At 61.0% G+C, this 24,042-nt stretch carries 23 protein-coding genes and 4 tRNA genes; 13 read left to right on the top strand and 14 right to left on the bottom strand.

Annotated features, from left to right (window positions below):
- The 4 genes from IHQ43_RS24815 to yacG are packed head-to-tail and all read left to right on the top strand — an operon-like array spanning position 1 to position 2,909.
- Positions 1–1,218 carry a type II secretion system F family protein gene (locus IHQ43_RS24815; protein ID WP_192562436.1) on the top strand — a complete coding sequence of 406 codons (1,218 nt, stop codon included), beginning with the start codon at positions 1–3 and terminating at the stop codon, positions 1,216–1,218.
- 1 nt (position 1,219) lies between these two features.
- Positions 1,220–2,092, top strand: coding sequence for a prepilin peptidase (locus IHQ43_RS24820; protein ID WP_192562437.1), 873 nt, complete (start codon positions 1,220–1,222; stop codon positions 2,090–2,092).
- Complete coding sequence (gene coaE / locus IHQ43_RS24825; RefSeq protein ID WP_192562438.1) at positions 2,089–2,712, top strand: dephospho-CoA kinase; 624 nt, start codon at positions 2,089–2,091, stop codon at positions 2,710–2,712. Before IHQ43_RS24820 ends, coaE begins: the two co-directional genes overlap by 4 nt.
- The gene (yacG, locus tag IHQ43_RS24830) at positions 2,709–2,909 is read left to right on the top strand and encodes a DNA gyrase inhibitor YacG (protein ID WP_011335983.1); all 201 of its coding nucleotides are present in this window, start codon (positions 2,709–2,711) and stop codon (positions 2,907–2,909) included. The genes coaE and yacG overlap by 4 nt, the downstream gene beginning before the upstream one ends.
- A gap of 6 nt (positions 2,910–2,915) precedes the next feature.
- On the opposite strand, the gene IHQ43_RS24835 is transcribed toward yacG, so the two are convergent.
- Positions 2,916–3,131, bottom strand: a complete 216-nt coding sequence (locus IHQ43_RS24835; protein WP_007959584.1) for a hypothetical protein — start codon at positions 3,129–3,131, stop codon at positions 2,916–2,918.
- Positions 3,132–3,196: 65 nt separating this feature from the next.
- Positions 3,197–3,886: an energy-coupling factor ABC transporter permease gene (locus IHQ43_RS24840; protein WP_192562439.1), complete on the bottom strand. Its 690-nt coding sequence runs from the start codon at positions 3,884–3,886 to the stop codon at positions 3,197–3,199.
- 133 nt (positions 3,887–4,019) lie between these two features.
- On the opposite strand from IHQ43_RS24840, the gene IHQ43_RS24845 reads away from it, so the two are divergent.
- The 5 genes from IHQ43_RS24845 to IHQ43_RS24865 all read left to right on the top strand — a co-directional run bounded on the left by IHQ43_RS24845 (position 4,020) and on the right by IHQ43_RS24865 (position 7,458).
- Complete coding sequence (locus IHQ43_RS24845) at positions 4,020–4,646, top strand: DUF1780 domain-containing protein (protein ID WP_007959580.1); 627 nt, start codon at positions 4,020–4,022, stop codon at positions 4,644–4,646.
- The gene (locus IHQ43_RS24850; RefSeq protein WP_085655054.1) at positions 4,643–5,170 is read left to right on the top strand and encodes an MOSC domain-containing protein; all 528 of its coding nucleotides are present in this window, start codon (positions 4,643–4,645) and stop codon (positions 5,168–5,170) included. Before IHQ43_RS24845 ends, IHQ43_RS24850 begins: the two co-directional genes overlap by 4 nt.
- A gap of 51 nt (positions 5,171–5,221) precedes the next feature.
- On the top strand, positions 5,222–5,395 hold the full coding sequence (locus tag IHQ43_RS24855; RefSeq protein WP_007909875.1) for a DUF3094 domain-containing protein: 174 nt from the start codon (positions 5,222–5,224) through the stop codon (positions 5,393–5,395).
- A 63-nt stretch (positions 5,396–5,458) separates the two neighbouring features.
- Complete coding sequence (locus IHQ43_RS24860) at positions 5,459–6,757, top strand: NAD(P)/FAD-dependent oxidoreductase (protein WP_064599500.1); 1,299 nt, start codon at positions 5,459–5,461, stop codon at positions 6,755–6,757.
- Between the two features lie 293 nt (positions 6,758–7,050).
- Positions 7,051–7,458 (top strand): HvfA family oxazolone/thioamide-modified RiPP metallophore, encoded by a 408-nt coding sequence (locus tag IHQ43_RS24865; protein WP_007959573.1) that lies wholly within the window; start codon positions 7,051–7,053, stop codon positions 7,456–7,458.
- Between the two features lie 72 nt (positions 7,459–7,530).
- Here the strand turns inward: IHQ43_RS24865 and IHQ43_RS24870 are convergent, their stop codons facing one another.
- The 8 genes from IHQ43_RS24870 to rluD all read right to left on the bottom strand — a co-directional run bounded on the left by IHQ43_RS24870 (position 7,531) and on the right by rluD (position 14,407).
- Positions 7,531–9,156, bottom strand: coding sequence for a methyl-accepting chemotaxis protein (locus IHQ43_RS24870; RefSeq protein WP_192562440.1), 1,626 nt, complete (start codon positions 9,154–9,156; stop codon positions 7,531–7,533).
- A 159-nt stretch (positions 9,157–9,315) separates the two neighbouring features.
- Positions 9,316–9,392, bottom strand: a tRNA-Pro gene (locus IHQ43_RS24875).
- A 97-nt stretch (positions 9,393–9,489) separates the two neighbouring features.
- Positions 9,490–9,565 (bottom strand) — tRNA-Lys (locus tag IHQ43_RS24880).
- 5 nt (positions 9,566–9,570) lie between these two features.
- Positions 9,571–9,647: transfer RNA gene (locus IHQ43_RS24885), tRNA-Pro, on the bottom strand.
- Positions 9,648–9,656: 9 nt separating this feature from the next.
- Positions 9,657–9,732, bottom strand: a tRNA-Asn gene (locus IHQ43_RS24890).
- Between the two features lie 298 nt (positions 9,733–10,030).
- Entirely contained in the window at positions 10,031–12,595 is a 2,565-nt protein-coding gene (clpB, locus tag IHQ43_RS24895; RefSeq protein WP_192562441.1) for an ATP-dependent chaperone ClpB, read from the bottom strand.
- A 130-nt stretch (positions 12,596–12,725) separates the two neighbouring features.
- The gene (pgeF, locus tag IHQ43_RS24900) at positions 12,726–13,448 is read right to left on the bottom strand and encodes a peptidoglycan editing factor PgeF (protein ID WP_192562442.1); all 723 of its coding nucleotides are present in this window, start codon (positions 13,446–13,448) and stop codon (positions 12,726–12,728) included.
- Positions 13,445–14,407: a 23S rRNA pseudouridine(1911/1915/1917) synthase RluD gene (gene rluD, locus IHQ43_RS24905; RefSeq protein ID WP_192562443.1), complete on the bottom strand. Its 963-nt coding sequence runs from the start codon at positions 14,405–14,407 to the stop codon at positions 13,445–13,447. The genes pgeF and rluD overlap by 4 nt, the downstream gene beginning before the upstream one ends.
- Before the next feature lie 152 nt (positions 14,408–14,559).
- On the opposite strand from rluD, the gene IHQ43_RS24910 reads away from it, so the two are divergent.
- From IHQ43_RS24910 to IHQ43_RS24925, 4 genes are all read left to right on the top strand, one after another.
- A complete protein-coding gene (locus IHQ43_RS24910) occupies positions 14,560–15,576 on the top strand; it encodes an outer membrane protein assembly factor BamD (RefSeq protein WP_127799984.1) in 1,017 nt (338 codons plus the stop codon).
- Between the two features lie 125 nt (positions 15,577–15,701).
- Positions 15,702–15,935 carry a PP0621 family protein gene (locus IHQ43_RS24915; RefSeq protein ID WP_115079251.1) on the top strand — a complete coding sequence of 78 codons (234 nt, stop codon included), beginning with the start codon at positions 15,702–15,704 and terminating at the stop codon, positions 15,933–15,935.
- Positions 15,925–17,514 (top strand): sensor histidine kinase, encoded by a 1,590-nt coding sequence (locus IHQ43_RS24920; RefSeq protein WP_192565058.1) that lies wholly within the window; start codon positions 15,925–15,927, stop codon positions 17,512–17,514. Before IHQ43_RS24915 ends, IHQ43_RS24920 begins: the two co-directional genes overlap by 11 nt.
- Entirely contained in the window at positions 17,511–18,857 is a 1,347-nt protein-coding gene (locus tag IHQ43_RS24925) for a sigma-54-dependent transcriptional regulator (RefSeq protein WP_192562444.1), read from the top strand. Before IHQ43_RS24920 ends, IHQ43_RS24925 begins: the two co-directional genes overlap by 4 nt.
- 49 nt (positions 18,858–18,906) lie before the next feature.
- On the opposite strand, the gene thiO is transcribed toward IHQ43_RS24925, so the two are convergent.
- Genes thiO through IHQ43_RS24945 form a run of 4 tightly spaced genes read right to left on the bottom strand, consistent with a single transcriptional unit; the run spans position 18,907 to position 24,040 of the window.
- Positions 18,907–20,007 (bottom strand): glycine oxidase ThiO, encoded by a 1,101-nt coding sequence (gene thiO, locus IHQ43_RS24930; protein WP_192562445.1) that lies wholly within the window; start codon positions 20,005–20,007, stop codon positions 18,907–18,909.
- A 57-nt stretch (positions 20,008–20,064) separates the two neighbouring features.
- Positions 20,065–20,466, bottom strand: a complete 402-nt coding sequence (locus tag IHQ43_RS24935) for a type IV pilin protein (RefSeq protein ID WP_192562446.1) — start codon at positions 20,464–20,466, stop codon at positions 20,065–20,067.
- A gap of 15 nt (positions 20,467–20,481) precedes the next feature.
- Positions 20,482–23,574 (bottom strand): pilus assembly protein, encoded by a 3,093-nt coding sequence (locus tag IHQ43_RS24940; protein WP_192562447.1) that lies wholly within the window; start codon positions 23,572–23,574, stop codon positions 20,482–20,484.
- Complete coding sequence (locus IHQ43_RS24945) at positions 23,561–24,040, bottom strand: pilus assembly PilX family protein (RefSeq protein ID WP_085747720.1); 480 nt, start codon at positions 24,038–24,040, stop codon at positions 23,561–23,563. The genes IHQ43_RS24940 and IHQ43_RS24945 overlap by 14 nt, the downstream gene beginning before the upstream one ends.
- Between the last annotated feature and the right edge of the window lie 2 nt (positions 24,041–24,042).

Below are 24,042 nucleotides of genomic sequence, written 5' to 3' on the forward strand. Positions count from 1 at the left end.
ATGGCGGTCAAGGCAGCGAAAATCAGCGTCTACGCCTGGGAAGGCACGGACCGCAAAGGCAGCAAGGTGACCGGCGAGTTGAGCGGCCAGAACCCCGCGCTGATCAAGGCGCAATTACGCAAGCAGGGCATCAACCCCGGCAAGGTGCGCAAGAAATCCGCCTCGCTGCTGAGCTTCGGCAAGCGCATCAAGGCCCAGGACATTGCCCTGTTCACCCGGCAGATGGCGACCATGATGAAGGCCGGCGTGCCGCTGCTGCAGTCGTTCGACATCATTGGCGAGGGCTTCGAAAACCCGGCAATGAGCAAGCTGGTGGACGAGGTGAAACAGGAGGTCGCCGCCGGCAACAGCTTCGCCGCCGCGCTGCGCAAGAAGCCGCAATATTTCGATGAGCTGTACTGCAACCTGGTGGATGCCGGCGAGCAATCCGGCGCCCTCGACACTCTGCTGGAACGGGTCGCGACCTACAAGGAAAAGAGCGAAAGCCTCAAGGCCAAGATCAAGAAGGCCATGACCTATCCGGCCGCCGTAGTGCTGGTGGCGGCGGTGGTCACCGGGATTCTGCTGGTCAAGGTGGTGCCGCAGTTCCAGTCGGTGTTCTCCGGCTTCGGTGCCGAACTGCCGGCCTTCACGCTGATGGTCATCAGCCTGTCCGAGTTCATGCAGCAATGGTGGTGGGCAATTCTCGGAGCGCTGGTGGCCGGTTTTTTCGGCACCCGCCATGCCCTGAAAAAATCCCAGGCCTTGCGCGACCGGCGTGATGCCTGGTTTCTCAAGCTGCCGCTGGTGGGCACATTGATGTACAAATCCGCCGTGGCACGTTTTGCCCGGACCCTGTCGACCACCTTCGCGGCCGGCGTGCCCTTGGTGGAGGCGCTGGACTCGGTAGCCGGAGCCACCGGCAACGTGGTGTTCAAGCGCGCCGTGCTGCGCATCCGCCAGGACGTTTCCACCGGCATGCAGCTGAATTTCTCGATGCGCTCCACGGGTATCTTTCCGAACATGGCGGTGCAGATGACCGCCATCGGCGAAGAATCCGGCGCACTGGACGAGATGCTCGACAAGGTCGCGGGTTTCTATGAGGACGAGGTGGACAACATGGTCGACAACCTCACCAGTCTGATGGAACCGTTCATCATGGTGGTGCTCGGGGTGATCGTCGGTGGTCTGGTGGTGGCGATGTACCTGCCGATCTTCCAACTCGGCTCAGCGATCTGACATGCCTATCGACGAACTCTTCAGTCTCTATCCGCTGGCCTTTGTTTTCACCGCCCTGCTGCTCGGGCTGGTGGTCGGCAGTTTTCTCAACGTGTTGATCTGGCGCCTGCCGAAAATGCTCGAGCGTGAATGGCGCCAGCAGGCTCACGATGTGCTGGGGCTGCCCGGGGAGGCGCCGTTGCCCACCTACAACCTGATGCTGCCGCACTCGCAATGCCCGCACTGTGGCCACCGGATCCGCGCGTGGGAAAATATTCCCGTGTTGAGTTACGTATTCCTGCGCGGGCGTTGTTCAGGTTGCAGCGCAGCGATCAGCAAGCGTTACCCGCTGACCGAACTGGCCTGCGGCCTGCTCTCGGCGTTCATCGCCTGGCATCTGGGTTTCGGCTGGCAGGCGTGCCTGCTGATCGTGCTGACCTGGGGCCTGTTGGCCATGAGCCTGATCGACACCGAGCATCAATTGCTGCCCGATGTACTGGTGCTGCCGCTGCTGTGGCTGGGGCTGATCGTCAACAGCTTCGAGCTGTTCGTTCCGCTGCACGATGCCCTGTGGGGCGCGGTGCTGGGCTACATGGCGCTGTGGTCGGTGTTCTGGCTGTTCAAGCTGATCACCGGCAAGGACGGCATCGGTCACGGCGATTTCAAACTGCTGGCATTGCTTGGGGCCTGGGGCGGCTGGCAGATTCTGCCGCTGACCATCCTGTTGTCCTCGCTGGTGGGCGCCGTGCTCGGGGTGATTTTGCTCAAGCTGCGCGACCAGAAAACCTCGACGCCAATCCCCTTCGGCCCGTATCTGGCAATTGCCGGCTGGATTGCCTTGCTCTGGGGTGGTCAAATAACCGGCTTCTATTGGCAGTTTGTCGGTTTGAAATGAATAACCCTGTGGAAAAACCCTGGATTCTCGGCCTGACCGGCGGCATCGGCAGCGGCAAAAGCGCCGCCGCCCAGCACTTCATCGATCTTGGCATTCACGTGGTGGACGCCGATCACGCGGCGCGCTGGGTGGTCGAGCCGGGCCGCCCGGCGCTGGCGAAGATCGCCGAACACTTCGGCCCCGATGTGTTGCAGGCCGACGGCACGCTGGATCGTGCAGCCCTGCGCAAACTGATCTTTGAGGTACCGGAGCAACGGCGCTGGCTCGAAGCCTTGCTGCATCCGCTGATCGCCGAGGAAATCGCCCATCACCTGGCGCTGGCACAATCGCCTTACGCGATTCTGGTCTCGCCGCTGCTGATCGAATCCGGGCAATACGCGATGACTCAGCGAATCCTGGTGATCGACGCCCCGCAACAATTGCAGATCGAACGCACCTTGCAGCGTGACCAGACCAGCGAACAGCAGGTCCAGGCGATCCTCAAGGCCCAGTCCAGCCGCGAAGACCGCGTCAGCCGTGCCGACGACGTGGTGGTCAACGACCGCGACCTCGCCTGGCTGCACAGCGAGGTCGAGCGCCTGCATCACTTTTACCTGACTTTATCCGGAGGCCAATCATGAGCCAGACCCCAACCGTCAACTGCCCGACTTGCGGCGCGCCCGTGGAATTCACCCCCGAAAACAAATACCGTCCGTTCTGCTCGGACCGCTGCAAACTGATCGACCTCGGCGCCTGGGCGTCGGAAGAGCACAAGATTCCGGTGGCCCCGGATGCCGAGGACGAACTGTTTTCCGGCGATTTCGACCCGCGTCACTGATTCCGCTCAGGGCCGCATGAAGCCGTAGTCCTGATCGTCGTCGAGGTTTTCCGCCAGAAAGCGCAACTCGTCGGCCAGGTCTTCGGCGTTGCGCACCGCCTTGCTCTGCTGCACCACCGCACTGAGCAAGGCACGCAGGCTCAGGCCCGGATCGAACCCCACCTCCTGCGCCATCTCCAGACTCTGCCGGGTTTCCTGCCTCGCCCACTCGTACACGCTCATGCCGCTGCTCCTGAAGGGATTTGGCCGAGCATGAAATGCCGCACGCCGGGTGGATTTGATGTGGATCAAGACTTGGGATCGTCGTCCTTCCACGGCGCCGAAAGGTAGCGGGTGCGGTTGAAGGTCTCCAGCCACTCCGGGCAAAACACCACCAAGGCGCTGACGACCATGCCGTTGATGAAGGCTTCGGGAAAAATCAGCAGCCACAGGTAACCGATGAAATCCTCCAGCCATTCGGGCATGGCGAAGAGGCCGTCGTACCAGAGCAACGTCAGGCTCAGCGTCAGGCAGAACAACGCCGACAGCGCGGCGGCGAAAAAGCCGGAACAGAAGATGTACACGAACGGATTGCGCGGCTGGGCGCGCTCGACCAGGATCGCCACACACTCGGTAATCAACACCGGCAACAGAATCAGCAAGGCGCCGTTGACCCCGACAGCCACCAGATCCTGACGCCCCAGCAGCACCAGTCCCAGTTGCGCCACCAGTCCGCCGAGGATCGCCAGCGGCCAGTCCAGCAGCAGCGTCACCGCCGTCATGCCGATGAAGTGGTAAGACACCCCGGTGTCGAAATCCCTGCGCACCAGCCACAGCAGAAACAACGCGAACACTGTGCCGAACAGCAAGTGCTGACGGCGGCTGTCGCTGAACAGTTCGACCCACGGTGCGCGGACAATTGCCCAGAGCAGCACCGGCAAGTAAATCAGCCAGCCGACCGTCAGGCTCGCCGATGACAACAGTTCTGCACCGATCATGATCCCATCACCTTCATTCGCACCGCAGACTCCTTTGATTGGCGCTCCTGCGGCGAAGTCTACACCTGCACGGCAGGAGATCTGCCGATGCAAAGCTTTCTGCTTGTCGCAATTGAACGCTAAGCTTGGGCCTATGGATGACTCAGATTATTTACGCCTGCTGACCATCGCGGCCGAGCAAGCCAACGCATTCCTGTCCAATGCCCGCAAATGGGAGCGTGAGCGTTGGGTCTGCCAGCGCCTGCTGCAAGGCTTGAATATTCCTTATCGCGCCGACGAATTCGCGCCCGCCGGTGAGCCGCCGGACGTGTTGTTTCGCGACGCCAACTTCGAAGTGTTTTTCGTCCTCGACGAGGGCCGTCGGCTCAACGACGAATGGCGCGATGAGCTGCAACGGCGGCGCAGTGCGTTTTCCCTCAGCCAACTGGTGCGCCGCGAGGCCAAGCCGCGGCGGATTCCGGCCAATGAATTTCTGCTGAGACTGGCGCCGACCTTGCGCAAGAAAGCGCACAACTACAAGGAACGCGGGATGGACCTGGGCGAGCTGGACATCATTGCCTTCGCCAGCCTGAAGCGCGAAGTGCTCGACCTGAACAGCCACTTTCCGCCACCCACCGAATACCTGCGTCAGGGCTGGCGTTCGCTGTCGCTGGTCGGGCCGACCTTTGCGCGGGTGCTGTTCGCCCACCCCGATGCCCCGGATTTTCTGCGCGGCAACCTGGGACGCAGCATCGTGTTCGATGTCGGGATCAGCCTGTGACGCCACTTCAACAATTGATTGCCGATGTCCCGCAGACCGGATGCGTGCGCTGGATTGGCGTGCGCCCCGAGTCACGGGGGCCGATGCTCGCGCTCGATGCCGTGGAGGCGCGGCTTGAAGCCGGGCTCACCGGCGATCACGCGCGGCCCGGTGTGCGCAATGCGCGGCAGGTGACGCTGATTCAGTGGGAACATCTGGCTGTCATCAGCGGCTTGATGGGCCGGTCGGCCGAACAACCGGTCACGCCTGAAGATCTGCGGCGCAATCTCGTTATAAGCGGGATCAACTTGTTCAGCCTCAAGGGGCGGCGCTTTCGCATTGGCCAGGCGATTTTCGAAACCACAGGCTGGTGCCAGCCGTGTGCGCGTCTGCAAAACAACCTTGGCCCCGGAACGTTCCAGGCCGTGCGCGGGCATGGCGGAATCACCGCGCGAGTGTTACAAAGCGGGATCATTCGCCTCGGGGACAGTGTGTCTGTCGAACCGGTCCCGGACAGTGGCTATGCTGCGTTCAATCCCGGTTGAAATCCGCTGTAGCGTGTTCTCATTCAGTAACGTCTACCTGACGAGGCCTTTATGACCAGCCGCCTGAACCCCGAAGACCAGAAGCATGTCGAAGAGTACCTGCAGTTGTCCCAACACCGTGTCGAGCGCCGGCCATTCCGGCCGTGGATGCTCCTGGTGCTGGTGCTGGCAGTGACCATTGGTCTGGGCCTGTTGAGCCGATTTATCAGTTACCTGACGCTATGAGCTGCATCGCGCTCGCTCGGTTAGCTGTACCGATTTCCTTTAAAAACCTTGCGAGCTATTCCTATGTCCCATCGTATTGTCATTGTCGGCGGCGGCGCCGGCGGTCTGGAGTTGGCTACCCGTCTGGGTAAGACTCTGGGCAAACGCGGTACCGCCAGCATCATGCTGGTCGACGCGAACCTCACGCACATCTGGAAACCGCTGCTGCACGAAGTGGCCGCCGGATCGCTGAACTCTTCCGAGGACGAACTCAACTATGTCGCCCAGGCCAAATGGAACCACTTCGAGTTTCAGCTGGGGCGCATGAGCGGGCTCGACCGTGAGCAGAAGAAGATCCAGCTGGCTGCCACCTACGACGAAAACGGCGTTGAGCTGGTCCCGGCGCGGGAAGTGCCCTACGACTCGCTGGTGATCGCGGTCGGCAGCACCACCAACGATTTCGGCACCCAGGGCGCCGCGCAGCACTGCCTGTTCCTCGACACCCGCAAACAGGCCGAGCGCTTCCACCAGCAACTGCTCAATCACTATCTGCGCGCGCACGCCGGGCAAACCGATGTGGTCCAGCAGATCAGCGTGGCCATCGTCGGCGCCGGCGCCACAGGCGTCGAACTGGCGGCCGAGCTGCACAACGCCGCCCATGAACTGGCGGCTTACGGCCTGGACCGGATCAAACCGGAAAACATGCACATCACCCTGATCGAAGCCGGGCCACGGGTGCTGCCAGCCCTGCCGGAGCGCATCAGCGGGCCGGTGCACAAGACTCTGGAGAAACTCGGAGTCAACGTGATGACCAACGCCTCGGTCAGCCAGGTCACCGCCGACAGCCTGATCACCGCCGACGGCAACGAGATCAAGGCCAGCCTGAAAGTCTGGGCCGCCGGGATCCGCGCACCGGGTTTCCTCAAGGACATCGATGGCCTGGAAACCAACCGCATCAACCAGCTGCAAGTGCTGCCGACGTTGCAGACCACCCGGGACGAAAACATCTTCGCCTTCGGTGACTGCGCCGCGTGCCCGCAACCGGGCTCCGATCGCAACGTTCCGCCACGGGCCCAGGCTGCTCACCAACAGGCGTCGTTGCTGGCCAAGTCGCTGAAACTGCGCATCGAAGGCAAGACCTTGCCGGAGTACAAATACACCGACTACGGCTCGCTGATTTCGCTGTCGCGTTTTTCGGCTGTGGGTAACTTGATGGGCAACCTGACCGGCAGTGTGATGCTTGAGGGCTGGCTGGCGCGGATGTTTTACGTGTCGCTGTACCGCATGCACCAGATGGCGCTATACGGGCCGTTCCGCACAGCGATGCTGATGCTGGGCAGCAAGATCGGACGCGGCACCGAGCCACGCCTGAAGCTGCACTGATGTAACACTCTGTGGGAGTGAGCTTGCTCACGAAGACGGTGGATCAGTCGACAAATGCATCGGCTGACCAGCCTCATTCGCGAGCAAGCTCGCTCCCACAGTGTTTTGTGTTAATCGAAAGATCTGTTTTCTACTGTATCTGCGCCACACCTTCCGCACCTTCGCTTACAAACTCCCTACTCCTAGACACAGACGCGATACACCGCCACCGCTTAATGGCCACACCCGAGCACACCTGCTCCGGCTGATCGCCCTTAACGTGTGGTTGCGCTGTGCAACCGAAGGAGAATGCAATGTCCCGTACTTCGAAAATCGGCAAAAACTCCCTTGGCCTGGTCGGTGCCGTACTGGCCGGCGGCCTGATGCTTTCAGGCTCGGTGTTCGCCGCGCAACCGCTGGCCCAGGGCTACATGGTCGCTTCGGCCGAGACCTCGGTGAAAACCCCGGAAGGGAAATGCGGTGAAGGCAAATGCGGCGATGCGTCGATGGCCAAGACCGACACCGATGGCGACGGCAAGGTCTCGCGCGCCGAGTTCCTGAAGGTCGCGCCGAAGTCCGACTTCGACAAGATCGACACCAACCACGACGGTTTCATCGACGAGCAAGAGGCGTACAACAACGTCAAAGCCAACTTCGAAGCCAATGGCAAAAAAATGCCGAAAGGCCTGTTCGAACACCTGAAAGACCAGGACGGTGCCTGATTTTTCAGACACCCGACAAAACAAAGCCGCGCTTTCTCTGACGAGAAGCGCGGCTTTTTCACATCATCACGATTACAACTGGAAGCGGCGCACCAAGCCCTGCAATGCGTTGGCCAGTTGCGACAGTTCATGGCTGGACGCATTGGTTTGATCGGCACCGGCTGCCGAGCGAACCGACAGATCGCGAATGTTCACCAGATTGCGATCCACTTCCCGCGCCACCTGCGCCTGTTCTTCGGCGGCGCTGGCGATCACCAGATTGCGCTCGTGGATTTCATTTACCGAGGCCGTGATCGTCTGCAACGCTTCACCGGCCCGCTCGGCCAGCACCAGTGTGGTGGCAGCGCGAGAGGCACTGGCCTGCATCGACTCCAGCGCCAGGCTCGAACCGTTGCGCATGCCCTGCACCATTTGCTCGATTTCCTGGGTCGATTGCTGCGTGCGATAAGCCAGCGCCCGGACTTCGTCGGCGACCACCGCGAACCCGCGCCCGCTCTCCCCGGCCCGCGCCGCTTCGATGGCGGCATTGAGCGCCAGCAGGTTGGTCTGTTCGGCAATCGCACGGATTACGTCCAGCACTTTGCCGATGTCCTGAGATTGATTGGCCAGTGACTGCACCAGCTCACCCGTGTGCTCGACTTCGCTGGCCAGAGCGTTGATGGCGTCGGCAGTTTCGCTGACCCGCTCCTGACCCAACTGCGCCGACTCGCTGGACTGGCGGGTGGCGTCGGACGTCGACACCGCATTGCGGGCGACCTCCTCGACGGCCGTGGTCATCTCGTTGACGGCGGTGGCGGCCTGTTCGATTTCGTTGTTCTGCTGTTGCAGCCCTTGCGTGCTGTCGTGGGTGACCGCGCTCAATTCGTCGGAAGCCGTCGCCAGTTGCGTGGCAGAACCGCTGATACCCTGCAGGGTTTCGCGCAGGTTCTGCTGCATCGTCGCCAACGCCTTGAGCAGACGGCTGACTTCATCGTTGCCGTGGGTTTCGATCGGACGGGTCAGATCGCCCCTGGCGACGTGCTCGGCAGCGTCGACGGCAGCGCTCAGGGGACGGACGATGCTGCGGGTGAGCAACATCGCCAAGGCCACGGTCGCCAGCGCCGCCAGAGCGATAAACAAAGTCACGATGGTGCGCGAGGTTTCATAGTGGGCAGCGGAGTTCTGGCTTTCAGCGGCGACCTGTCGGGCGAACAGATCCGCCAGGTCGTTGAGTTGTTTGCCGGAGCCGTCGACCACGGTTTTCATGTCGACGAGCAGCAGTTTGGTCAGCTCGTCGCGCTTGCCTTGCTCAGCGAGGGTGAACGACTGGGCGATGCCGGTGCGGTAGGCGGCAAAGGTTTTCTTGAACTGTTCGTACAACTGCTGACCTTCCGGGGTAGTCACCAGCCGGTCGTAGGCGGCGATTTTCTCGCTCAGTTCCTTGTCGCGGGTGTCCATCTGGCTGCGGTACGTGGCGATGTTGGCCGGATCCTGATCCAGCGCCATACGCAGGGAAATGGTGCGAATGCGCAACATGATCTCGCGAATCTCGTCGCCACCGCGAATGCTCGGCAGCCACTGCGTCTCCACCGCCACTTCGCTGTCGCGGATGCTCGACATCTGCCCCAGAGCAAACACCCCGAGCAACGCTACCAGCACCGCGATCAGGGCAAAGCCCAGGGCCGCACGGGGAGCAATATTCAACTGACGAAGCAACATGACGAACGCCCTTTTTCTTGTAATGGCCGGATGCAAGGGGCGATGGATGGCAGGCCCCTTTCGTTAGCGGGCTATCGGCAAGTTGTATGACGACTTGAATGAAACCTTTTCGAAGAGCAAAAAAAATCCCCGTATCTTTCGATACGAGGATTTTTAATATGGTCGGGGTAAGGGGATTCGAACTCCTGACATCCTGCTCCCAAAGCAGGCGCGCTACCGGACTGCGCTATACCCCGGTAAAAAAAAGGCGATCTTTCAAAGATCGCCTTCTTTGATCAGCGCTTTTGGCCTCTGATCTTAAGATTCGATCCCAGCGCTAACTGGTTTCAAAAATGGTGGGTCGTGTGGGATTCGAACCTACGACCAATTGGTTAAAAGCCAACTGCTCTACCAACTGAGCTAACGACCCAAAAATGGTCGGGGTAAGGGGATTCGAACTCCTGACATCCTGCTCCCAAAGCAGGCGCGCTACCGGACTGCGCTATACCCCGGCTTGAAATTGGCTCCGTGACCAGGACTCGAACCTGGGACCCAATGATTAACAGTCATTTGCTCTACCGACTGAGCTATCACGGAACTACATATTTCAATTTACTACGGTGAAACTTGCAGCTTCTCGACACCGTTTTCGCATCGCTGCGTTCGTGTGTCTGAGGCGCGCTATTCTACAACCTAGAACACCTCTGTCAACCCCCTAAATTGCTTTCAAGTTAATGATTTGCAACTTATTTCAGATTTCTGCCCAGTGAGCTGAAACCGTGTTGGTGACTGACTGCGGGGCGCACTTTACAAGCCTTTTCCTTTGAGTTCAACAGCCTGGCGAAAAAAAAGGCCTCGCATTGCGAGGCCTTGATTACTTCACCACCGTCAGGCGTCAGTTGAATGTGATCTCGTCGTTCTCCACGACACCGGTCGCGGTCTCGCCCGGCAGGAAACGTCCCGACAGGATCAACTGCGCCAACGGGTTCTCGATCCAGCGCTGGATCGCCCGCTTCAGCGGCCGTGCGCCATAGACCGGGTCGTAACCGACGGCAATCAGCTTGTCCATCGCCTCAGGGCTCAGTTCCAGCCTCAGCTCGCGCTCGGCCAGACGGCTGCGCAGACGGCCCAGCTGGATCTCGGTAATGCCCGCGATCTGATCCCGTGCCAATGGCTCGAAGATCACCACTTCGTCGACCCGGTTGATGAACTCCGGACGGAAGTGGGTGGAAATCGCATCCATCACCGCTGCCCGTTGCGCTTCACGATCACCGACCAATTCCTGGATCTGCATAGAACCCAGGTTGGAGGTCATGACGATCACGGTATTGCGGAAGTCTACCGTGCGGCCATGGCTGTCGGTCAGACGACCATCCTCCAGCACCTGCAGCAGGATGTTGAACACGTCCGGGTGCGCCTTCTCGACTTCGTCCAGCAGGATCACCGAGTAAGGCTTGCGCCGTACCGCTTCGGTCAGGTAACCGCCCTCTTCGTAGCCGACGTAGCCCGGTGGCGCACCGATCAGCCGTGCCACGGAATGTTTCTCCATGAACTCGGACATGTCGATCCGCACCATCGCCTCTTCAGTGTCGAAGAGGAATTCGGCCAGCGCCTTGCACAGCTCGGTTTTACCGACACCGGTCGGGCCGAGGAACATGAACGAGCCGCTCGGACGATTCGGGTCAGACAACCCGGCACGGGAACGCCGCACCGCGTTGGCCACTGCGACCACCGCTTCGTCCTGGCCGATCACGCGCTGATGCAACAGGCTTTCCATCTTCATCAGCTTGTCGCGCTCGCCTTCGAGCATTTTCGACACCGGAATACCGGTCCACTTCGAAACGACTTCGGCGATTTCCTCTTCGGTTACCTTGCTGCGCAGCAACTGGTTCTCGCTCTTGCCGTGCTGGTCGACCATTTGCAGGCTGCGCTCCAGATCGGGGATCACCCCGTACTGCAACTCGGCCATGCGGTTCAGGTCACCTTTGCGGCGCGCGGCTTCCAGTTCCTGACGGGACTGTTCGATCTTCTGCTGAATCTGCGCAGAACCCTGCACCTCGGCTTTTTCCGAGTTCCAGATTTCTTCCAGATCCGAATACTCCCGCTCGTGGCGGACGATTTCTTCCTGGAGTTTTTCCAGACGCTTGATCGCCGCTTCGTCGCTTTCTTTCTTCAGGGCCTGGGATTCGACTTTCAGTTGAATCAGGCGCCGCTCCAGACGATCCAGCACTTCCGGCTTGGAGTCGATCTCCATGCGGATACGGCTGGCCGCTTCGTCGATCAGGTCGATCGCCTTGTCCGGCAGCTGCCGGTCAGTGATGTAGCGATGGCTGAGCTTGGCCGCCGCGATGATCGCGCCGTCGGTAATCGCGACCTTGTGGTGAACCTCGTAACGCTCCTTGAGGCCACGCAGGATCGCGATGGTGTCTTCTTCGCTCGGCTCGTCCACCAGTACTTTCTGGAAGCGCCGCTCGAGGGCCGCGTCCTTCTCTATATATTGGCGGTACTCGTTGAGCGTGGTCGCGCCGACGCAATGCAGCTCGCCACGGGCCAACGCCGGTTTGAGCATGTTGCCGGCGTCCATCGAGCCTTCGCCCTTGCCGGCGCCGACCATGGTGTGCAGTTCGTCGATGAACAGAATGATCTGCCCTTCCTGCTTCGACAGCTCGTTGAGCAGCGCTTTCAGGCGCTCTTCAAACTCGCCGCGATACTTGGCACCGGCAATCAGCGCCCCCATGTCGAGGGACAGCAGCCGCTTGCCGCGCAGGCCATCCGGTACTTCGCCGTTGATGATGCGCTGAGCCAGACCTTCGGCAATCGCGGTTTTACCCACGCCAGGTTCACCGATCAGCACCGGGTTGTTCTTGGTGCGGCGTTGCAGAACCTGAATGGTGCGACGGATCTCGTCGTCACGGCCGATCACCGGGTCAAGCTTGCCTTCTTCGGCGCGCTTGGTCAGGTCGACAGTGTATTTATCCAGTGCCTGACGCGACTCTTCGTGGTTGGCGTCATTGACCGCCTCGCCACCGCGCAGGTTGTTGATTGCATTCTCCAGCGCTTTTTTGCTCACGCCCTGGCCGAGCAGCAACTTGCCGAGCTTGCTGTTCTCGTCCATCGCAGCGAGCAGCACCAGTTCGCTGGAAATGAACTGGTCGCCCTTCTGCTGGGCCAGACGGTCGGCCTGGTTGAGCAGACGCGCCAGATCCTGCGACATGTTGACGTCGCCGGTCGGGTTCTGGATTTTCGGTAATTGATCGAGCTCTTTGGTCAGCTCTTTACGCAAGCTGTTGACGTCGAAGCCCACCTGCATCAACAGGGGTTTGATCGAACCACCCTGCTGTTCAAGCATGGCTTGCATCAAATGCGCCGGCTCGATGGCCGGATGATCGTGGCCGACAGCCAGGGATTGGGCATCGGACAACGCCAACTGCAATTTGCTGGTTAAACGGTCTATACGCATGGGTCACCTTCCTTTTGAGCAGGCCGGACCTAAAAACCATCCTGAATAAAGAAACCTGCCAGATACCGCTATAGATGCGGTCGATTCTGGAAGATTCAAGCGTCAGGGTGTTGATGCAGGTCAGACAAGCTTAGCGGGTGAGCCAGACAAGGGAGGCGAAGCGACCAGTGCGCGATGCACGGCGATAAGAAAAGAAGCGAGGATCGGTCACGGTACAGAAACCGCCACCATAAACAGCGGTGACACCGCGAACCGCCAGACGCAGCCGCGCCAGCTTATAGATGTCGGCCATGAACTTGCCGGCGTTGTGGCTCGGGACAAAGGCCGTCTCGGCTTCGAGCAATTGATTGATGAAGACTTCCCGGACTTCCGGGCCGACTTCAAAGGCTTGCGGGCCGATGGCCGGACCGAGCCAGACCAGAACGTCTTCGGCGGGTACATCCAGACTGTCGAGGGTGGCTTCCAGCACGCCGGCCGCCAGACCACGCCAACCGGCATGAGCCGCTGCCACGCGAGTACCGGCACGGTCGCAGAACAGCGCCGGCAGGCAGTCGGCGGTCATCGCTGCACAAGCGATTCCAGGAGTATCCGTCCAGCTGGCGTCCGCCGTGGCCACCACGGACGGATCAGCATGCGCTACGGCAATCCCGTGCACTTGCTGCAACCAGGCAGGCTTTATAGAGAAGTGTTCGGTCAGGCGCCGACGGTTCTCGGCGACGGCCTCCGGGCGGTCATCGACATGATCGCCCAGGTTGAGGCTGTCGAACGGCGCCTCGCTGATGCCGCCCTCGCGGGTGGTGACACAGGCCTTGACGCTGGCCGGCGCGGGCCAGTCCGGCGTCAGCCAGTTCATCCGACGAATGCCTCGCGGTCCTGCTTGAGCAGGGTCAGCAGCCAGACCAGATCTTCCGGCAGCGGCGATTCCCAGCTCATGCGCTCACCGGTGGTCGGATGATCCAGCTCGAGGAACCGCGCGTGCAGGGCCTGACGCGGGAAGTGCTTGAGGGATTCGACCATGGTCTGGCTCGCGGCCGGCGGAATACGGAAACGACCGCCATACGCAGGATCCCCGACCAACGGGAAATTGATGTGCGACATGTGCACGCGAATCTGGTGAGTACGACCGGTTTCCAGCTTCACCCGCACGTGGGTGTGGGAACGGAAACGCTCCAGCACGCGGTAGTGGCTGACGGCCGGCTTGCCGCCTTCCATCACCGCCATGCGCTGGCGCTGCTGGCCGTGACGACCGATCGGGGCGTTGATCTTGCCGCCAGCGGTGACCACGCCGATCACGATGCACTCGTAGATCCGGCTGACGCTGCGGCTTTGCAACTGCGCCACCAGCTTGGTCTGCGCCTGAATAGTCTTGGCCACCACCATCAGACCGGTGGTGTCCTTGTCCAGACGATGCACGATACCGGCGCGCGGAACATTGATGATGTCCGGCACGTGGTGCAGCAAGGCGTTGAGCAAGGTGCCATCAGCGTGACCGGCAGCCGGGTGCACCACCAGGCCCGCAGGCTTGTTGATCACCAGAATGTCGTCGTCTTCATAGACGATGTCGAGTTCGATGTCCTGAGCGACCCATTCACCCTGGGCCTCCTGCTCGGCAGTGAGCTCAAGGATGGCACCGCCATGAACGATGTCGCGCGGGCGGATGACCGCCCCGTCCACAGTCAGGCGACCTTCTTTGATCCAGGCGGAAAGGCGCGAGCGCGAGTGCTCGGCGAAGAGTTGGGCGGCGACTTGATCGAGGCGTTGGCCGCCCAATTCGGACGGCACCTCTGCGCGAAGTTCAATTTTATCGGACATGCTCGGACTGGGCGTCGGCTACAGCCTTTGGTTTCGGCTGCGCGCTTGTGGTTAAATACGGCGTCTTTTGCCCCGGGGCTTTTCAACGGGGCGCTCATCATAACAGGACGGCCCCGCCCAAGACAGCGGCCGTCATAGGGACGCAAGCCGCCATGCAAGTGAAACACCTGCTGCTGATCGCCATCCTCGCATTGACCGCTGCTTGCTCATCGAAGGAAGTCGTAGACGAAAACCTGAGTGAAGCCGAGCTGTACCAGCAGGCTCAACAGGACCTGGACAACAACAGCTACACCAGCGCCACAGCCAAGCTGAAGGCTCTGGAGTCGCGTTATCCGTTCGGACGCTACGCCGATCAGGCGCAGCTGGAACTGATCTACGCCAACTACAAGAACGCCGAGCCGGAAGCTGCAAAATCCGCCGCCGAGCGCTTCATTCGTCTGCACCCGCAGCACCCGAACGTCGATTACGCCTACTACCTCAAGGGTCTGACTTCGTTCGACCAGGACGTCGGCCTGCTGGCGCGCTTCCTGCCGCTGGACATGACCAAGCGTGACCCGGGTGCTGCCCGCGACTCCTATAACGAGTTCGCCCAGCTGACCAGCCGCTACCCGAACAGCCGCTACGCGCCTGACGCCAAGCAGCGCATGATCTACCTGCGCAACCTGCTGGCTGCCTACGAAATCCACGTGGCCGACTACTACCTGACCCGTCAGGCCTATGTCGCTGCTGCCAACCGTGGTCGTTATGTAGTAGAAAACTTTCAGGAAACCCCATCGGTCGGTGACGGCCTGGCGGTGATGACCGAAGCCTACCAGCGTCTGCACCTGGACGATCTGGCGGCCACCAGTCTGGAAACCCTGAAGCTCAACTACCCGAATCACCCAACCCTGCAGGACGGCCAGTTCGTACCTCGCGTTGCCGAAGCCGACAACCGTTCGTTCCTGAGCAAGGCCACTCTGGGCCTGATCGAATCCCGTCCGCCGCTGCCGCCGGGAGAGACCCGTGCCAACCAGGACGTGCAGAAGCAGTTCCAGGACGCGAAAGACGCGATCCCGAACGAGCTCAAGCCGAAAGACGAAAACGGCGATGTGATCGAAGAGCCGGAACCGGAGTCGAGCGACAGCGACCGTTCCATCTTCAGCTACATGACCTTCGGTCTGTTCGACTGATCACTTCGGTGATGCCAAAAAGGGAGATCTTCGGATCTCCCTTTTTATTGCGGCGTGTGATTGGGCTGTGCGCTTGTCGGGTCCTTAGCTAAACTGCCGAATCATTAGCCGAAAAGCCGCCCATCATGCTTCGTTTACTGTTCTGGATTGCCTTGATCGCCGCTGCCGTCTGGTTGTGGCGCAAATTCAAGGCCCCCGCCTCGTCCGCCCGATCGCCTCGCGAACAGGATGCCGCGCCGATGGTGCGCTGCGCCCATTGCGGCGTGCACCTGCCCCGCGACCGCGCGCTGAACCTTCAACAACAGTGGTATTGCAGCCAGGCTCACCTTGAGCAAGGCCCCGGTTCCAGTGATCGCTGAGGCCGACAACGCCGACAGCAAACAGGCCCAGCGACTGCTGCGCCTCTATCATCTGTACCGTTTGAGTGTCGGCATCACCCTGGTATTGCTGATCTCCAGCAACATGGACAACCGCCTGCTGACCTCGGCCAACGACGAGTTGCTGCGCAACGGCAGCTGGTTGTACCTGGTGCTGAACATCCTGCTGGTAGTGTTCCTCGAGAATATCCGCCGCCCGGCCCAGCTATTCGGCCTCGCGCTGGTCGACATCCTGCTGCTGTGCGGCGTGTTCTATGCAGCGGGCGGCGTGGCCAGCGCGATCGGAAATTTGCTGATCGTCTCGGTGGCGATCAGCAACACCTTGCTGCGACGACGTATCGGCTTGCTGATCGCCGCCGTCGCCACACTCGGCATCGTCGGGCTCAGCTTTCTGTTGAGTTTCAGCCATCCCCTGAGCGCCAACGATTATCTGCAGGCCGGTACCCTCGGCGCCCTGTGCTTTGCTGCTTCGCTGCTGGTGCAGGGGTTGATCCGCCGTCTCGAAGTCAGTGAGAACCTGGCCGAGTTGCGCGCCAGCGAAGTGGTGGGACTCGAAGCCCTCAACGCGCTCATCCTGCAACGCATGCGCACCGGCATTCTGGTGCTCGACGAACAACGCCGGGTGCAACTGGCCAACCACAGCGCCAGGACCCTGCTGGGGCAAACGCAGCTTGAGGGCGATTTGATAGACGACCACTCGAGCGCACTGGTCGAACGTCTGCAACTGTGGCTGAACAACCCTACCCTGCGCCCGCAAAGCCTGAAAATCGCCGGCAACGGCCTAGAGCTGCAGCCGAGCTTCATCGCCCTGGAACAGAGTCCGAACCGCCAGACCCTGGTGTTTCTCGAAGACCTCGCCCAGATCGCCCAACAGGCGCAGCAATTGAAACTCGCTGCGCTGGGGCGACTGACCGCCGGTATCGCCCATGAAATCCGCAATCCGCTGGGGGCCATCAGTCATGCCGCGCAGCTGTTGCAGGAATCCGAGGAACTCGACGGCGCGGATCGGCGTCTGACGCAGATCATTCAAGACCACTCCCAGCGCATGAACCGAGTCATCGAAAACGTCCTGCAACTGTCCCGCCGCCAGCAGAGCGCACCGCAGCGGCTGGATCTCAAGCCGTGGCTGGAACAGTTCGTTTGCGACAGCCGCGAACAGGCCGGCGAACGCCAGCTCATTCACCTGCACGTCGGCCCGGGGGATTTTCGCACCCTGATGGATCCTGGCCAGCTCACACAGATTCTCGACAATCTGTTACGCAACGGCTGGCGCCACAGTGCCCTGCTGCACGATCCGGCCGAGGTCTGGCTGACGCTGTTCATCGACCCCGAAAGCACGCTGGCCGTGCTTGAGGTGCAGGACAATGGCCCCGGCGTGCCGCTGGATCAGCAGGCTCACCTGTTCGAACCGTTCTTTACCACCAGCAGCCAGGGCACCGGCCTTGGGCTTTATCTGTCCCGTGAGCTGTGCGAAAGCAATCAAGCGCGCCTAGACTTCAAATCACGCCAAGGCGGCGGCTGCTTTCGCATCACCTTTGCTCACGGACGGAAACAAAGTTGAACACGAGCCCACGGCAAAAAATCCTCATCGTCGACGACGAACCGGATATCCGCGAACTCCTGGAAATAACCCTGGGACGGATGAAACTCGACACCTTCAGCGCACGTAATCTCGGGGAAGCCCAGGCGTTGCTGCACCGCGAGACCTTCGATCTGTGCCTGACCGACATGCGCCTGCCCGATGGCACCGGCCTGGAACTGGTGCAGCACATTCAGCAACGTTATCCACAATTGCCGGTGGCGATGATCACCGCCTACGGCAGCCTGGAAACGGCGATCAACGCCCTGAAGTCCGGGGCGTTCGACTTCCTGACCAAACCGGTGGACCTGACCCGCCTGCGCGAGCTGGTCGGCTCGGCGTTGCGCATGCCGGCGGCGGGCAACGTCTGCACTTCGATCGACCGGCGGCTGCTCGGCGACTCACCGCCAATGCGCAACCTGCGCAAGCAGATCGACAAACTGGCCCGCAGCCAGGCACCGGTCTACATCAGCGGCGAATCCGGCAGCGGCAAGGAGCTGGTGGCCCGGCTGATTCATGAACAGGGCCCGCGCGCCAGTCAGCCATTTGTGCCGGTGAACTGCGGGGCGATTCCTTCAGAGTTGATGGAGAGTGAGTTCTTCGGCCACCGCAAAGGCAGTTTCAGCGGCGCGGTGGAGGATAAGCCGGGGCTGTTTCAGGCGGCTCATGGCGGCACGCTGTTCCTCGATGAAGTGGCGGATCTGCCGCTGTCGATGCAGGTCAAGCTGTTGCGGGCAATTCAGGAAAAAGCCGTGCGCAGCGTCGGCGGCCAACAGGAAACCGTGGTCGATGTGCGCATCCTCTGCGCGACGCACAAGGACCTCGACGCGGAAGTGGCTGCCGAGCGCTTTCGTCAGGACCTGTATTACCGGCTGAACGTGATCGAACTGCGTGTGCCGTCCCTGCGCGAGCGCCGCGATGACATCGAAGCGCTGGCCGGCCATATGCTCAAGCGCCTGGCCAATGGCACTGGACACCCGGCCGCACGTCTTCATCCTCATGCCCTTGAGGCGCTGAAAAACTACCGTTTCCCGGGCAACGTGCGGGAGCTGGAAAACGTGCTTGAACGGGCGCACACCCTGTGTGAAAACCGCACGATCGAGGCCGGGGATTTGCGCCTGAGTGAAGGTAACGGCAACGCCGAGGGCGGTATTGCCGATCTGACGCAGATCGACAACCTGGAAGACTATCTGGAAAGCGTCGAGCGCAAACTGATTCTGCAGGCGCTGGAAGAAACCCGCTGGAATCGCACGGCGGCGGCGCAGCGGTTGAGCCTGTCATTTCGGTCGATGCGCTACAGGCTGAAGAAACTGGGTCTGGATTGAAGATGCACAAAAACGCAGCCGGTGTTGGCTGCGTTCTTTTTATCTGGCTTCAGATTCGTCCGGCCGGTGCATACGGCGCCGGCTCAATGATCGGCGCACGCCCCAGCATCACATCGGCAAACAACTGGCAGGACGCCGGCGCCAGCACCAGCCCGTTGCGATAATGCCCGCAGTTCAGCCACAGACCGTCAAACCCCGGAACCCGGCCAATGTATGGAATGCCTTCGGGTGAACCCGGTCGCAGCCCGGCCCAGTGCCCCACCACTTCGGCATCGGCCAGCGCCGGCAACAACTCGACTGCCGAGGCCTTGAGGCTTTCCAGCGCGTTGTCCGTCGGGGTCTTGTCGAAGCCTTCGTGCTCCAGTGTGCTGCCGATCAGAATGTGCCCGTCGCGGCGCGGAATCGCGTAGCGCCCCTTGGCCAGCACCATGCTCGGCAGGAAATCCGCTGCACACTTGTAGAGAATCATCTGGCCCTTGACCGGTTCCACCGGCAGCGACAGGTTCAAGGTCTTGAGCAGTTCGCCGCTCCACGCGCCCGCCGTCAGCACGACCTGATCGCCGGCAATCACACCGGTGGAAGTCTGCACCCCCACCACTTGCTCGCCTTCACGGACAAACCCGCTGACTTCACACTGCTCATGAATCGTCACGTTCGGCAGCGCCTGCAACGCCGCTTTCAATGATTTCACCAGCCGCGGATTGCGCACGTTGGCCACATCGGCCATGTAGATCGCCCGGGAAAAACCGCCACCGAGTACCGGCACCGCATCATGCGCGGCCGAGATATCCACAGCCCGCAGCGGACGGTTTTCCCGCTCGGCCCAGGCTAGCGCTTCGGCTTCGTCATCCAGGTCCAGCCAGTACAGACCGGTGGTGTGCACTTCGGGATCGACCCCGGTATCGGCAAAAAGACGCTCGCCCAGCTGTGGATAAAAATCCTGTGACCAGTGCGCCAGCGCGGTGACGGCCGGGCTGTAGCGCCACGGATACAGCGGAGAGACGATACCGCCGCCAGCCCAGGACGATTCCTGGCCGACATTCGAACGATCCAGCAGCACCACGCTGCCGACTTCGGAGGCGAGGTTGTACGCAGTGAGCAGGCCAATCACCCCGCCACCGACAATCACCACTTGCTGTTGCCTGGTCATGTTTGATCCAACCGTAAAAAAGACAGTGGGCGCAAAAGGCGCCCGAAATAAAGCGGCTCAGCGGCCCCAGCAATCCTTGGTGGTCAGCCCGGTGGTCGCGTTGTTCATGCTTCTGACACCGGTATTGGTAAGGGTGAAATCCCCGCACTTGTCAGTGGCCATGGCGGTGCCGGTCTTGCGGGTCGCGGTCAGCAGGAAAGTCTGATCGGTGATGGTTGGCGTGATGGTGTAGAAATCGTTGCCAGTGCTCAACCCGGTGACACCGGTGTAGACGTTGTTCTTCGAATAGAAGCGTTCGAGGATCTGTGCCTGTTCCGACAAATTGCCCACCACGTCGGCACGGCGGCCCTTCTTCACGTACTCGGTGAGGCTCGGATAGCCGATGGTGATGACGATACCGATGATCGCAATCACGATCATGATTTCGATCAGGGTGAAACCTCGGTTGGATCTACGCATGCCTCGAACTCTCGCTTACTGAATTTGCCGCCACATGATACGACGGCTGCCGCCGCCGGATTTTTCCACCAGGGTGGTGATACCGCCACTGGAATCGTTCACGACCTTGCGTGATGCACCGTTGACGATGGCATTCAGGGTCGGGATACCGCCGCTGAACACTACGCCGCTGGAAATCGTGTCGTTGCTGTCGACCACGCCGTCGGCGTTGGTGTCGAGCACCGCGTAGTTGAGCATCTTACCGCTGAACGCATCGAGTTCGACCAGTTTACCGGTGCCGAAACTGGAACACGGGTCGGTGGTGTCGACACTGGCCGTGGTGAAAACAATGCGTCCCAGCACGAGACTGGCCTGATTGATCACCCGTTCGCCGGTCAATGCGTTGTTGTACACCAGCGGCAGATACCAGCCCTTCTCCGTCGGATAAGTCGTGTCGTTCTGGCTGGTGGTGACGAATTGCCCGGTACTGCCGGAGAACACCCCGGTAACCGCCTGCGCCTGCAGACTGCTGACCGTGATCTGGCCCGACCCGCCATCGGCGTCCCACACCGAATAGAACGCCTGCAAATCCTTGTTGGTCTTGTCGGCGGTTTCGTTGAACTTGCCGGTGCCGAAGAAAATCTGTTTGCCGCCCAGAGCGTTATCCGCCAGCAACGGTTGAGCGGTGATTGGCTGAGTCGCCCCGCCAGCCGCGGTAAATAACGGCTTGCCAGAAAACGCTACGCCCCAGCTATCGGACGACGTGGCGCTCAGGTCGAACTTCCACAACCGTCCCTTCAAGTCGCCGCCATACGCGGCCTGCACCACGTTCTGCGAATTGACCCGCAGCTTCACCGAGGACAAGCCGTTGGTGGTTTCCGTACTGTCGATGACGATTTTCTTGATCAGCGAACCATCGCGTACATCCAGCACATACAGTGCCGCCACCCCGGAGTTGCTGCCGTAACCGTTGGCGATAAACGCCGCCCAGCGACCATCGGCCAAGCGTGCCACTTCCGGACGGGCATAGGCGTAACCCAGATCATTGAAAGCGTTGGAGGTGCTGGCGGTGGTCGGCGCGCTGACTTCCCACAAGGCGCGGATGACGTTACCCGCCGAGGCGTCGAACAGCTGGAGCCCGTAGAAAGTCTTGCCGCCCGCCCCTGTGCCGCCGATGGCCAGGGTTTTCCAGGCCGTGCCGAATTGGGCGTCGAATACACCCAACTGACCGTCCACCAGAAACTTGTGGCTGACGCCATTGACGTAGTTCGGATCGGCAATCAGGCGCAGCGAGGGCAATACGCTGGACGGCATGTAGGCATAGCGTCGGGTACCGTTGGCCGAGTTGATGACGCTGACAAAACCATCATTGGCGTTCACCACCAGGCTGGCATTCATGTTCGAAGCCTTGGTGGTCAGGTAGGTACTGTAAGTGGTGTCACCGGCCAGATCGGAGGCGGTTTTTTCCGTGGGCGAAGCCAGCACCAGCGGCGAGTTGATGATGTCCCCGAGCAATACGCTGCGCACTTTTAGCCCGGACTTGTTGGTGCCCTTGCTCCATTCGACCAGGTCGATGCCGCTGATGCCGGTGGGCAAACCCTGGCTGAGAACGGTCTGCTGAGCCGGGGCGAAGTTACCGTAGGCCAGCGTCACCGCCGCGTTGTTCAGGGTGTTCCACGACTGGTAGGTCGGCGCGGTGGCGCCGGGCACGATGGCGGTGTCAGTGGTCCACAATACCGCCGATGTGTTGACCGCCCCGGCCGAGGTGAAGCCAAAGGACTTGATCGTGCCGCGCCAGTCCTTGGGGTCATAACTGGTCTGGAAATAACTGGTGCCGCTCGCCAGCGTGGTGCCACTGGCGACACCGCTGCCGCCGGAGCCGGCCTTGGAGGTGATGTCGCTCAACGCCGAAGACAGCGCGGCATTCAGGCCGGCGCTGTCGGTCGCCTGGTAGTAGCGGCCCTGTCCGTAATCGGCGGCGTCCGAGAGCATGTCGTTGGAAGCCGTGAAACCCACGGTGTAGGTGTTCATGTTCTGCCTGGGAAAATCCACGGCATTCCAGCTCTTGCCCGCCGCGTCGGTGCCGGAGGAACGCATGTCGATGTCGAAGGCGAACTTGGCGATATCGTCCAGGTACAGCGTATCGCCCTCGCCGTCCCCGTTCAGGTTGTTCCCGTCATTGTTGATGCCGTCCCAGTTCGGCAAGCGGCTGCCACCCAGCGGGTCATTGTTCGGAAAGGTGCGGTCGTAGGTCGGCAAACCATCGGTGATGACCACGCCGTAGTTTTTCTGGCAGCGATACTGGATCGGGCTGGTGTAGGTGCTCGGCGTGCTGTTGTAGTACGGCGCCATCCCGCGCATGTAGCGGGTGATTTCGTAGTAGGTCTCGGCCAGCGGCGTGTTGGCCACCGCGCTCAGACCGTTGATCGAGGAAATCAGTGCGTTGTAGTTGGTGTCGGCCTGGGCCTGGGTCACGCTGCCGCTGACCGGTGACAGGTCGCTGATGGAGCGCGCAATGAAACCGCCGTTGCCGGGGTTGTTGCTGGTGGCCGGGTTGAAGGTGGCAAGGCCCATGCGCAGGTTGCGGTTGCTGGTGACCAGTGCGGTGGAAACGTTGCGCGCCACGTTGATCCGGTAATCGTTGGGAATCGCCCCGGTGGTGAAGTCGCGTGTGCCGTTGTTGATCGCCAGACTCACCACGTAGGAAATGTAATCCGCCGAATAGCGGGTGTTGCCACTGCCCACCGGATCCGGCAGCTTCAGACAGAGCGGCGTCAGGCTGTTGTTGTAGAACGCATAGGCGCCGCCGGAACAGCCGGAGGTCGGCAGGCTCGAGAGAAAGATCGTATCACCGGTAATGGCGGTCGAGCTCAGGCACAGGCCGATGACCGCGTTGCACTGCCGGGCCGCCGTGCGATCCACGGTCGGATCAAAACCCGTCGCGTAGATGATGCTGTTCATGCTGCCCGAGTCGTCGATCATCAACATGACGTTCGGTGGCACGGCAGCCGCGCTCAACAGTGGCGAATCGGACGGCGTGAAAGCAAACGCCGGTACAGCCAGATAAAGCCCGGTCAGCATGCCAAGCAGCAGCGACAGCCACTTGAAGCGTCGCTCAGTACTTCGCATAGACACTCTCCACCACACTGCGCGAAGTGCCGGCGATGCCGACGGCCGTGACCCGGTACAAGGTCGCCGAGGTGTTGCTCGGCACGTTCACCGCCGTCAGGGTCGTGCCGATGTTCTGTACTCCGTAAAACCCGCTGCCAGCGGCGATCCAGGTCACGCCCGATGTGGAATTGAGCCCCGCAGCGCTGACCACCGAGGATTCCGCCGGCGGCGCACATTGAGTGGTGCTGGCGCACACCGCCAACGCGTAGCCATCCAGTTGCACCGCGCTTTCGCCGATGCGCAGCGCCGCCTCGGCAGTCTGGAAGGATTGATTGCGCAGGCTCACGCTGCCAGCCATTTTTTCCTGCAGGTTGGCGCTCTGCATCGATGACAGGCCGATCACCGTCAGAAGCAGCAGAAACACCAGGCTGACCAGCAACACCATGCCGCCTTGGGACCGCCGCCGGTGGAGAGAAACGTTCATCG

This window comes from Pseudomonas gozinkensis, from assembly GCF_014863585.1.
GTDB lineage: Bacteria > Pseudomonadota > Gammaproteobacteria > Pseudomonadales > Pseudomonadaceae > Aquipseudomonas > Aquipseudomonas gozinkensis.

Excerpts from the sequence above, each read along its gene's own strand:
- IHQ43_RS24815 (WP_192562436.1), top strand. The coding sequence starts at position 1 with ATGGCGGTCAAGGCAGCGAAAATCAGCGTCTACGCCTGGGAAGGCACG.
- IHQ43_RS24820 (WP_192562437.1), top strand. The coding sequence starts at position 1,220 with ATGCCTATCGACGAACTCTTCAGTCTCTATCCGCTGGCCTTTGTTTTC.
- coaE (WP_192562438.1), top strand. The coding sequence starts at position 2,089 with ATGAATAACCCTGTGGAAAAACCCTGGATTCTCGGCCTGACCGGCGGC.
- yacG (WP_011335983.1), top strand. The coding sequence starts at position 2,709 with ATGAGCCAGACCCCAACCGTCAACTGCCCGACTTGCGGCGCGCCCGTG.
- IHQ43_RS24835 (WP_007959584.1), bottom strand. The coding sequence starts at position 3,131 with ATGAGCGTGTACGAGTGGGCGAGGCAGGAAACCCGGCAGAGTCTGGAG.
- IHQ43_RS24840 (WP_192562439.1), bottom strand. The coding sequence starts at position 3,886 with ATGATCGGTGCAGAACTGTTGTCATCGGCGAGCCTGACGGTCGGCTGG.
- IHQ43_RS24845 (WP_007959580.1), top strand. The coding sequence starts at position 4,020 with ATGGATGACTCAGATTATTTACGCCTGCTGACCATCGCGGCCGAGCAA.
- IHQ43_RS24855 (WP_007909875.1), top strand. The coding sequence starts at position 5,222 with ATGACCAGCCGCCTGAACCCCGAAGACCAGAAGCATGTCGAAGAGTAC.
- IHQ43_RS24860 (WP_064599500.1), top strand. The coding sequence starts at position 5,459 with ATGTCCCATCGTATTGTCATTGTCGGCGGCGGCGCCGGCGGTCTGGAG.
- IHQ43_RS24865 (WP_007959573.1), top strand. The coding sequence starts at position 7,051 with ATGTCCCGTACTTCGAAAATCGGCAAAAACTCCCTTGGCCTGGTCGGT.
- IHQ43_RS24870 (WP_192562440.1), bottom strand. The coding sequence starts at position 9,156 with ATGTTGCTTCGTCAGTTGAATATTGCTCCCCGTGCGGCCCTGGGCTTT.
- clpB (WP_192562441.1), bottom strand. The coding sequence starts at position 12,595 with ATGCGTATAGACCGTTTAACCAGCAAATTGCAGTTGGCGTTGTCCGAT.
- pgeF (WP_192562442.1), bottom strand. The coding sequence starts at position 13,448 with ATGAACTGGCTGACGCCGGACTGGCCCGCGCCGGCCAGCGTCAAGGCC.
- rluD (WP_192562443.1), bottom strand. The coding sequence starts at position 14,407 with ATGTCCGATAAAATTGAACTTCGCGCAGAGGTGCCGTCCGAATTGGGC.
- IHQ43_RS24910 (WP_127799984.1), top strand. The coding sequence starts at position 14,560 with ATGCAAGTGAAACACCTGCTGCTGATCGCCATCCTCGCATTGACCGCT.
- IHQ43_RS24915 (WP_115079251.1), top strand. The coding sequence starts at position 15,702 with ATGCTTCGTTTACTGTTCTGGATTGCCTTGATCGCCGCTGCCGTCTGG.
- thiO (WP_192562445.1), bottom strand. The coding sequence starts at position 20,007 with ATGACCAGGCAACAGCAAGTGGTGATTGTCGGTGGCGGGGTGATTGGC.
- IHQ43_RS24935 (WP_192562446.1), bottom strand. The coding sequence starts at position 20,466 with ATGCGTAGATCCAACCGAGGTTTCACCCTGATCGAAATCATGATCGTG.
- IHQ43_RS24940 (WP_192562447.1), bottom strand. The coding sequence starts at position 23,574 with ATGCGAAGTACTGAGCGACGCTTCAAGTGGCTGTCGCTGCTGCTTGGC.
- IHQ43_RS24945 (WP_085747720.1), bottom strand. The coding sequence starts at position 24,040 with ATGAACGTTTCTCTCCACCGGCGGCGGTCCCAAGGCGGCATGGTGTTG.